General features: G+C 41.6%; 7 protein-coding genes. 5 read left to right on the forward strand and 2 right to left on the reverse strand.

Translation table 11 applies throughout. The annotated features are described in order from the left end of the window. The first annotated feature begins 34 nt into the window (after nucleotides 1-34). Nucleotides 35-343, forward strand: a complete 309-nt coding sequence (locus tag HT722_RS04040) for a hypothetical protein (RefSeq protein ID WP_173277704.1) — start codon at nucleotides 35-37, stop codon at nucleotides 341-343. Between the two features lie 142 nt (nucleotides 344-485). On the opposite strand, the gene HT722_RS04045 is transcribed toward HT722_RS04040, so the two are convergent. Then, nucleotides 486-731 carry a MarR family transcriptional regulator gene (locus HT722_RS04045; RefSeq protein ID WP_173277706.1) on the reverse strand — a complete coding sequence of 82 codons (246 nt, stop codon included), beginning with the start codon at nucleotides 729-731 and terminating at the stop codon, nucleotides 486-488. 701 nt (nucleotides 732-1,432) lie between these two features. Beyond that, a complete protein-coding gene (gene argS, locus HT722_RS04050) occupies nucleotides 1,433-3,124 on the reverse strand; it encodes an arginine--tRNA ligase (protein WP_173277708.1) in 1,692 nt (563 codons plus the stop codon). A gap of 135 nt (nucleotides 3,125-3,259) precedes the next feature. Here argS and argR point away from each other — a divergent pair, with 135 nt between their 5' ends. From argR to patB, 4 genes are all read left to right on the forward strand, one after another. After that, the gene (gene argR / locus HT722_RS04055) at nucleotides 3,260-3,706 is read left to right on the forward strand and encodes an arginine repressor (protein ID WP_001231476.1); all 447 of its coding nucleotides are present in this window, start codon (nucleotides 3,260-3,262) and stop codon (nucleotides 3,704-3,706) included. Nucleotides 3,707-3,756: 50 nt separating this feature from the next. Further along, entirely contained in the window at nucleotides 3,757-6,291 is a 2,535-nt protein-coding gene (gene mutS, locus HT722_RS04060; protein WP_173277711.1) for a DNA mismatch repair protein MutS, read from the forward strand. A gap of 145 nt (nucleotides 6,292-6,436) precedes the next feature. Next, complete coding sequence (patA, locus tag HT722_RS04065) at nucleotides 6,437-8,143, forward strand: multidrug efflux ABC transporter subunit PatA (RefSeq protein WP_173277713.1); 1,707 nt, start codon at nucleotides 6,437-6,439, stop codon at nucleotides 8,141-8,143. A gap of 1 nt (nucleotide 8,144) precedes the next feature. Next, a complete protein-coding gene (gene patB, locus HT722_RS04070) occupies nucleotides 8,145-9,911 on the forward strand; it encodes a multidrug efflux ABC transporter subunit PatB (RefSeq protein WP_173277714.1) in 1,767 nt (588 codons plus the stop codon). Nucleotides 9,912-10,158: the final 247 nt, after the last annotated feature.

Below are 10,158 nucleotides of genomic sequence, written 5' to 3' on the forward strand. Positions count from 1 at the left end.
TTTAGAAAATTATATTATTGAAATGGTGTAACATTTGGAGAAAATTATTTTTGAACGAAAAAGATTTGAGTATATCAGTCCTAAAAGAAAGCAAGTAAAGGACTTTATGATTCTAAAAAATTTCATGTCTAAGACAATTCAAGTTGAAATTAGAGTGGAGGACTACTTGTTAGACCTTCTTATTTTAAAAGAGATGAGTACAAAGTTTTATAATTTAGATTTTCTTTCTTTGCCCTATGATGTCAATATAGATGTGAAAGAAGTTGTAGAGGATGTTGATTTAACAGTCTATAAGAATAGTAAATATAGGAAGTTTGATTTCTTTAAAAATATTTGTAAATGATATTTTTGGAAGTCAATACATTCCTATATTAGAATTGCTACAACAAGTTTTCAACACTTGTTTCAATTGAACATACTAAAAACCGAGCATAAGTAATAAACTCTTAGTCTCGGTTTTCATATTTCTTAAAGAATAGCTAGGTTTATTTCAATTGATCTGTAATGTCTTTTGATAGCAACATTCCCAGATGATAAGTTTTATTGATGTAAGTAATGACATCATTGATATTTTCAGTCGTGTGAATTTTCTCTTTGATGTCAGCTCTAAATGTTTCATCCTTCAAAAGTTGTTCTTGGTAGAGTCTTTGAAGTCGTTCTTTTTCGTACTTATTGAGCAGAAAAAGGAACACCAAGCTAATTACAACGAGGACATAAGCATATTGGCTCATAGGAAATCTCCCTGTATGATAAAAAATAGTAGTGAATAAATCGATTTAGTGGACCTAAAATAGCAGAACAAGTCAGCAAAACTTGATAAGATTTTTGATAGACCTCTAAACCAAAATCCGTATAGGATTTTGGCGTTAGTTACTTAGATTGCTTAACAATCAAGTAATTAAAAGATTACGACATGAAACAAACCAAATCGATATTATTTAGTTTGGTGAATTAGTAAAGTGTTTAGGCAAGTATCTCTGGTTACGACGTCATGGTTTCTAAATCGATTATATTTAGAAACCATGACTAGTGAAGCAGTTAGCTAGTCCGCATATAAGCGGCTAGCGTCTAACAATTAGGAACTTTAGTTTCAATAATTTTAAGATTACGACGTTTTGGAACATAAATCGATCACATTTATGTCCTAAAACTAGTGAAGCGCCTAGCCAAAGCCCGTATAGGATTTGGTCTTAGTTACTTAGATTACTTAACAATCAAGTAATTAAAAGATTACGACATGAACTAAACCCAATTGATACTATTTGGTTTGGTGAATTAGTGAAGCGATTAGACAAGTATCTCTAATTACGACGTAAAGAAACATAAATCGATAATATTTATGTTTCTTTACTAGTGAAGCAGTTAGCTAGTCCGCATAAAAGCGACTAGCGTCTAACAATTAGGAACTTTAGTTCCAATTGTTAGTACTGAATCACATCTTCTCTGGCGCTTCTACTCCAAGCAAGCGAAGGGCTTCTTTGAGAACAACTGCAGTTGCGTAGCTGAGGGCTAGACGGCTGTCGCGCTCAGGATTTTCGTCTAGGATACGTGTATGTGCATAGTATTTGTTAAAGGCTTGAGCCAGGCTAATTGCAAATTTAGCAATGATAGAAGGTTCAAAGTTATCTGCCGCACGGTTGATAATACGTGGGAAGTCTTGGATGAGTTTGACGATTTCCCAACTTTCAGCATCATTCAAGCTATAGTTGCCAGCTGTTTCTGGTTTGAAGTCTGCTTTACGCAAGATAGATTGGATACGAGCGTAGGCGTATTGAACATAAGGTCCAGTTTCCCCCTCGAAGGATACCATAGCTTCTAGGTCGAAGTCATATCCATTTGTACGGTCGGTCTTGAGGTCATAGAATTTAATGGCTCCTACCCCAACAGCATGCGCTACCTGGTCTTTGTTTTCCAGTTCAGGATTTTTAGCCTCGATTTGGGCCTTGGCACGGCTAACAGCCTCTGCAACTGTAGGCTCTAGCAAGATGACATTTCCTTTACGAGTAGAGAGTTTTTTCCCTTCTTTTGTAACCAAACCAAAAGGAACGTGAGTAATGTCTTCACTCCAGTCGTAGCCCATCTCTTTCAAGACAGCTTTGAGTTGTTTAAAGTGAGCGGATTGCTCTTGACCAACGACGTAGATAGATTTGGCAAATTGGTATTCGTTTTTACGGTAAAGAGCTGCAGCTAAGTCACGTGTGATATAGAGAGTTGCACCATCAGATTTCTTGATAAGGGCTGGATGTTCAATTCCATATTTCTCAAGATTCACAACTTGGGCACCTTCTGATTCAACAAGAAGGCCTTTTTCAGAAAGAATGTCTACAACTGCATCCATCTTATCGTTGTAGAAGGCTTCTCCATTGTAGCTGTCAAATTCGACTTGCAATTCATTGTAAAGGCGGTTAAATTCCACTAAACTTTCATCACGGAACCATTGCCAAAGAGCGAGAGCTTCTTCATCTCCATTTTCAAGTTTACGGAACCATTCGCGTGCTTCTTCATCCAAGCTAGGGTCATTTTCGGCTTCAGCGTTGATGCGGACATAGAGTTTAAGAAGTTCATCAATTGGATGAGCTTTTACAGCTTCTTCGTCGCCCCATTTTTTGTAGGCTACAATCAGCATCCCAAACTGCTTACCCCAGTCTCCCAAATGATTGACCTTGACCGTTTGATAACCGATTTTTTGGAAAATATGTGACAAGCTATCTCCGATAACAGTTGAGCGTAGGTGGCCAATAGAGAATGGCTTAGCGATATTGGGACTAGACATGTCGATAACAACATTTTCTTGTTTGCCAATAGTTTGGTCAGCATAGTGTTCTTTTTCAGTGATAACCGTTTGCAACACTTGAGCAGAAATGGCAGATTTATCAAGGAAAAAGTTAACGTAAGGTCCTGTTGCAACAACCTTTTCAAAGGCTTGGCTGTTAATTTTTTCAGCCAGTTCAGCCGCAATCATTTGAGGTGCTTTACGTTCGACTTTTGCAAGAGAAAAAGCAGGAAAAGCAATGTCTCCCATTTCTGAGTTTTTAGGGGTTTCCAGTAAATTTAAAATAGCCTCTTGGTCTAGGCTATCAATGACGCTAGCCAATTCGCTAGCAATCAATTCTTTTGTATTCATTAAGAGCTCCTTTTTGGACTTTTCTACTATTTTATCACAATTTTAAAGAAAGAAGAAAAAATTTTTGAAATCTCCTATTTTTTTGGTATAATATAGTTATAAAAATAGTTATAAATATTCACATAAGAGGATTTTATGAGAAAAAGAGATCGTCATCAGTTAATAAAAAAAATGATTACTGAGGAGAAATTAAGTACACAAAAAGAAATTCAAGATCGGTTGGAGGCGCATAATGTTTTTGTGACGCAGACAACCCTGTCTCGTGATTTGCGCGAAATCGGCTTGACCAAGGTCAAGAAAAATGATATGGTGTATTATGTACTAGCAAATGAGACAGAAAAGATTGATTTGGTGGAATTTTTGTCTCATCATTTAGAAGGTGTTGCAAGAGCAGAGTTTACCTTGGTGCTTCATACCAAATTGGGCGAAGCCTCTGTTTTGGCAAATATTGTAGATGCAAATAAGGATGAATGGATTTTAGGAACAGTTGCTGGTGCCAATACCTTATTGGTCATTTGTCGAGACCAGCACGTTGCCAAACTCATGGAAGATCGTTTGCTAGATTTGATGAAAGATAAGTAAGGTCTTGGGAGTTGCTCTCAAGACTTATTTTTGACAAGGAGAGACGGAAAATGGCGACAGAAAAGCTATCACCCGGCATGCAACAGTATGTGGATATTAAAAAGCAATATCCAGATGCTTTTTTGCTCTTTCGGATGGGTGATTTTTATGAATTATTTTATGAGGATGCGGTCAATGCTGCGCAGATTCTGGAAATTTCCTTAACGAGTCGCAACAAGAATGCCGACAATCCGATTCCTATGGCGGGTGTTCCCTATCATTCTGCCCAACAGTATATCGATGTCTTGATTGAGCAGGGTTATAAGGTGGCTATCGCAGAGCAGATGGAAGATCCTAAACAGGCAGTTGGGGTTGTTAAACGAGAGGTTGTTCAGGTCATTACGCCAGGGACAGTGGTTGATAGCAGTAAGCCGGACAGTCAGAATAATTTTTTGGTTGCCATAGACCGTGATGGTAATCAGTTTGGCCTAGCTTATATGGACCTGGTGACGGGTGACTTTTATGTGACAGGTCTTTTGGATTTCACGCTGGTTTGTGGGGAAATCCGTAACCTTAAGGCGCGAGAAGTGGTGCTGGGCTATGACTTGTCTGAGGAAGAGGAACAAATCCTTAGTCGTCAGATGAATCTGGTACTTTCCTATGAAAAAGAAGGCTTTGAAGACCTTCATTTACTGGATTCACGATTAGCAGCTGTGGAGCAAGCGGCATCTAGTAAGTTGCTCCAGTATGTCCATCGAACCCAGATGAGGGAATTGAACCACCTCAAACCTGTTATCCGCTATGAAATCAAGGATTTCTTGCAGATGGATTATGCGACCAAGGCTAGTCTGGATTTGGTTGAGAATGCTCGTTCAGGCAAGAAGCAAGGCAGTCTTTTCTGGCTTTTGGATGAAACCAAAACGGCTATGGGGATGCGTCTCTTGCGTTCTTGGATCCATCGTCCCTTGATTGACAAGGAGCGAATCATCCAACGCCAAGAAGTGGTGCAGATCTTTCTTGATCACTTCTTTGAGCGCAGTGATTTGACAGACAGTCTCAAGGGTGTTTATGACATTGAGCGCTTGGCTAGTCGTGTTTCTTTTGGCAAGACCAACCCAAAGGATCTCTTGCAGTTGGCGACTACCTTGTCTAGTGTGCCACGGATTTGTGCGATTTTAGAAGGAATGGAGCAACCTGCTCTAGCTTATCTCATAGAACAACTGGATGGAATCCCTGAGTTGGAGAGTTTGATTAGCGCAGCGATTGCTCCTGAAGCTCCTCATGTGATTACAGATGGGGGAATTATCCGAACTGGATTTGATGAGACCTTAGACAAGTACCGTCGTGTGCTCAGAGAAGGGACTGGTTGGATTGCTGAAATTGAGGCTAAGGAACGCGAAAACTCTGGTATCAGCACGCTTAAGATTGACTACAATAAAAAGGATGGCTACTATTTCCATGTGACCAATTCGCAACTGGGAAATGTGCCTGCTCACTTTTTCCGCAAGGCGACGCTGAAAAACTCAGAACGCTTTGGAACCGAAGAATTAGCGCGTATCGAGGGAGATATGCTGGAGGCGCGTGAGAAGTCAGCCAATCTCGAATACGAAATTTTTATGCGTATTCGTGAAGAGGTCAGCAAGTATATCCAGCGTTTGCAGGCTTTAGCTCAAGGAATTGCGACGGTTGATGTCCTGCAAAGTCTCGCAATTGTTGCGGAAACCCAGCATTTGATTCGACCTGAATTCGGAGATGATTCGCGAATTGATATCCAGAAAGGGCGCCATGCTGTCGTTGAAAAGGTTATGGGGGCTCAGACCTATATTCCCAATACGATTCAGATGGCAGAAGATACCAGTATTCAACTAATTACAGGGCCCAACATGAGCGGGAAGTCTACCTACATGCGTCAGTTAGCCATGACGGCGGTTATGGCCCAGCTGGGTTCTTATGTGCCAGCAGAAAGCGCCCATTTACCGATTTTTGATGCGATTTTTACCCGTATAGGAGCAGCAGATGACTTGGTTTCAGGTCAGTCAACCTTTATGGTGGAGATGATGGAGGCCAACAATGCCATTTCGCATGCGACCAAGAACTCTCTCATTCTCTTTGATGAATTGGGACGGGGAACTGCAACTTATGATGGTATGGCTCTTGCTCAATCCATCATCGAATACATCCATGAACATATCGGAGCCAAGACCCTCTTTGCGACCCACTACCATGAGTTGACTAGTCTGGAGTCTAGCTTGGAACACTTGGTCAATGTTCACGTGGCAACCTTGGAGCAGGATGGGCAGGTTACCTTCCTTCACAAGATTGAACCAGGGCCAGCTGATAAATCCTACGGTATTCATGTTGCCAAGATTGCTGGTTTGCCAGCAGACCTTTTAGCAAGGGCGGATAAGATTTTGACTCAGTTAGAGAATCAAGGGACAGAAAGTCCTGCTCCCGTGAGCCAAACAAGTGCTGTCACTGAACAAATTTCACTCTTTGACACGCCTGCAGTGCATCCTATCCTAGCAGAATTAGCTAAATTGGACATTTACAACATGACACCTATGCAGGCTATGAATGTCTTGGTCGAGTTAAAACAGAAACTATAAAGAGAAAATTACTAGTCATTCTAGCTATATCAAGGAGACTTCTTTGACAATCCTCCACTTTTTTGCTAGAATAACATCACACAAACAGAATGAAAAGGAGCTGACGCATTGTCGCTCCCTTTTGTCTATTTTTTAAGGAGAAAGTATGCTGATTCAGAAAATAAAAACCTACAAGTGGCAGGCCTTGGCTTCGCTCCTGATGACAGGCTTGATGGTTGCTAGTTCACTTCTGCAACCGCGTTATCTGCAGGAAGTGTTAGACGCCCTCCTTGCTGGAAAATATGAAGCTATTTATAGCATCGGGGCTTGGTTGATTGGTGTGGCCTTGGTCGGTCTGGTTGCTGGTGGGCTCAATGTTGTCCTCGCAGCCTATATTGCTCAAGGAGTTTCATCTGACCTTCGAGAGGATGCCTTCCGTAAAATCCAAACCTTTTCTTATGCCAATATTGAACAATTTAATGCGGGAAATCTAGTCGTTCGCATGACAAATGACATCAACCAGATTCAGAACGTCGTCATGATGACCTTCCAAATTCTTTTCAGACTTCCCCTCTTGTTCATCGGTTCGTTTATCCTGGCGGTTCAAACCCTATCTTCTCTGTGGTGGGTGATTGTTCTCATGGTAGTCTTGATTTTTGGTTTGACTGCTGTCATGATGGGAATGATGGGGCCTCGTTTTGCCAAGTTTCAAACCCTTCTTGAGCGCATCAATGCCATTGCCAAGGAAAATTTGCGTGGCGTTCGTGTGGTCAAGTCCTTTGTCCAAGAAAAAGAGCAGTTTGCTAAGTTTACGGAGGTTTCAGACGAGCTTCTTGGTCAAAACCTTTACATTGGTTATGCCTTTTCAGTAGTGGAACCCTTTATGATGTTGGTTGGTTACGGGGCGGTCTTCCTCTCTATTTGGCTGGTTGCTGGGATGGTTCAGTCGGATCCGTCGGTTGTTGGTTCCATTGCTTCCTTTGTTAATTACCTGAGCCAGATTATCTTTACCATTGTTATGGTTGGATTTTTAGGAAATTCTGTCAGCCGTGCCATGATTTCTATGCGTCGTATTCGAGAAATTCTGGACGCAGAGCCAGCCATGACCTTCAAGGATGTGCCAGATGAAGAGTTGGTCGGAAGTCTTAGCTTTGAAAATGTGACCTTTACCTATCCAACGGACAAGGAACCGATGCTTAAAGATGTGAGCTTTACTATTGAACCTGGTCAAATGGTTGGTGTAGTTGGGGCGACTGGTGCAGGAAAATCAACCTTGGCTCAATTGATTCCACGTCTCTTTGATCCGCAAGAAGGCTCTATTAAAATCGGTGGCAAGGATATTCGAGAAGTGAGTGAAGGAACCCTGCGTAAAACAGTGTCTATCGTTCTCCAACGTGCCATTCTCTTCAGTGGAACGATTGCAGATAACTTGAGACAGGGTAAGGGAGATGCCACTCTATTTGAAATGGAGCGAGCAGCCAATATTGCCCAAGCCAGTGAATTCATTCATCGTATGGAGAAAACCTTTGAAAGTCCAGTTGAGGAACGGGGAACCAATTTCTCTGGTGGGCAAAAGCAACGGATGTCGATTGCTCGTGGAATTGTCAGCAATCCGCGTATTCTGATTTTTGACGATTCGACCTCGGCCTTGGATGCCAAGTCAGAGCGCCTAGTGCAAGAAGCCTTGAATAAGGACTTGAAAGGGACGACAACCATTATCATCGCTCAAAAGATTAGCTCGGTTGTTCATGCAGACAAGATCTTGGTACTGGATCAAGGACGATTGATTGGTCAAGGCACGCATGCAGACTTGGTTGCCAACAATGCCGTTTACCGTGAAATCTACGAAACACAGAAAGGAAAGGAGGAGTAAAATGAAGACAGTTCAATTTTTTTGGAATTATTTTAAAGTCTATAAGCTATCATTTGTAGTTGTCATCCTGATGATTGTTCTGGCTACTCTTGCCCAAGCCCTCTTTCCGGTCTTTTCTGGACAAGCAGTAACAGAGCTAGCCAATTTAGTTCAAGCTTATCAAGATGGCAATCCAGAACTTGTTTGGCAAAGCCTATCAGGAATCATGTTCAATCTTGGTCTGCTGGTTTTGGTTCTATTTATCTCTAGTGTGATATACATGTGTCTCATGACGCGCGTGATTGCGGAGTCGACCAACGAGATGCGCAAAGGCCTCTTCGGTAAGCTTGCTCGGTTAACGGTTTCTTTCTTTGACCGCCGACAGGATGGCGATATCCTATCTCGTTTTACTAGTGATTTGGATAATATCCTCCAAGCCTTTAATGAAAGTCTGGTTCAGGTCATGAGCAATATTGTTTTATATATCGGTCTGATTCTTGTCATGTTTTCGAGAAATGTGACGCTGGCCCTCATCGCTATTGCCAGCACACCAGTAGCCTTCCTCATGCTGATTTTCATCGTGAAAATGGCACGCAAATACACCAACCTCCAGCAGAAAGAGGTAGGGAAGCTCAACGCCTATATGGATGAGAGTATCTCAGGTCAAAAAGCCGTGATTGTACAAGGAATTCAAGAGGATATGATGGCAGGATTTCTTGAACAAAATGAGCGCGTGCGCAAGGCGACCTTTAAAGGAAGGATGTTCTCAGGAATTCTTTTCCCTGTCATGAATGGGATGAGCCTGGTCAACACAGCCATCGTTATCTTTGCTGGTTCAGCTGTACTTTTGAATGATAAGTCTATTGAAACAAGTACAGCCTTAGGTTTGATTGTTATGTTTGCCCAATTTTCACAGCAGTACTACCAGCCTATTATCCAAGTTGCAGCTAGTTGGGGAAGTCTTCAGTTGGCCTTTACAGGTGCTGAACGGATTCAGGAAATGTTTGACGCAGAGGAAGAAATTAGACCTGAAAAGGCTCCAATCTTCACTCAGTTGCAAGAAGGTGTTGAAATTAGTCATATTGATTTTTCATACTTGCCTGATAAACCTATTTTGAAAGATGTCAGCATTTCTGCCCCTAAAGGCCAGATGACAGCAGTTGTTGGTCCGACTGGGTCAGGAAAAACCACTATTATGAACCTCATCAATCGCTTCTATGATGTTGATGCTGGTGGGATTTATTTTGATGGTAAAGACATTCGTGACTATGATTTAGATAGTCTTAGAAGCAAGGTGGGAATTGTCTTGCAGGATTCGGTCTTGTTTAGTGGAACGATTCGAGATAATATCCGTTTCGGTGTGCCAGATGCTAGTCAGGAAATGGTTGAGGCAGCAGCCAAAGCAACCCACATTCACGACTATATCGAAAGCTTACCTGATAAGTACGATACTCTTATAGATGATGACCAGAGCATCTTCTCAACAGGGCAAAAACAATTGATTTCTATCGCTCGAACCCTGATGACAGATCCAGAAGTTCTCATTCTCGATGAAGCAACTTCAAACGTAGATACGGTGACAGAAAGTAAGATTCAGCATGCCATGGAGGCGGTTGTAGCAGGCAGAACTAGTTTCGTCATTGCCCACCGTTTGAAGACCATCCTCAATGCAGACCAGATTATTGTCCTTAAAGATGGAGAAGTCATTGAACGCGGTAATCACCATGAACTCTTGAAACTAGGTGGCTTCTACTCAGAACTCTATCACAATCAATTTGTTTTCGAATAAGAAAGAAGTTGTCCTATGTGGGCAGCTTTTTCTTGTCCATAAAAAATATTTATCACATTCTTAAAAAAAACATATTAGACGAAAGTCATTTTGAGTGATATGATAGGACTATCGTTATACTCAATGAAAATCAAAGAGCAAACTAGGAAGCTAGCCGTAGGTTGCTCAAAGCACTGCTTTGAGGTTGTAGATAGAACTGACGAAGTCAGTAACATATATACGGTAAGGCGACGCTGACGTGGTTTGA

It is taken from the genome of Streptococcus sp. 53 (assembly GCF_013276565.1).
Taxonomy (GTDB): Bacteria; Bacillota; Bacilli; order Lactobacillales; family Streptococcaceae; genus Streptococcus.

Excerpts from the sequence above, each read along its gene's own strand:
- HT722_RS04045 (WP_173277706.1), bottom strand. The coding sequence starts at position 731 with ATGAGCCAATATGCTTATGTCCTCGTTGTAATTAGCTTGGTGTTCCTT.
- argR (WP_001231476.1), top strand. The coding sequence starts at position 3,260 with ATGAGAAAAAGAGATCGTCATCAGTTAATAAAAAAAATGATTACTGAG.
- argS (WP_173277708.1), bottom strand. The coding sequence starts at position 3,124 with ATGAATACAAAAGAATTGATTGCTAGCGAATTGGCTAGCGTCATTGAT.
- patA (WP_173277713.1), top strand. The coding sequence starts at position 6,437 with ATGCTGATTCAGAAAATAAAAACCTACAAGTGGCAGGCCTTGGCTTCG.
- patB (WP_173277714.1), top strand. The coding sequence starts at position 8,145 with ATGAAGACAGTTCAATTTTTTTGGAATTATTTTAAAGTCTATAAGCTA.
- mutS (WP_173277711.1), top strand. The coding sequence starts at position 3,757 with ATGGCGACAGAAAAGCTATCACCCGGCATGCAACAGTATGTGGATATT.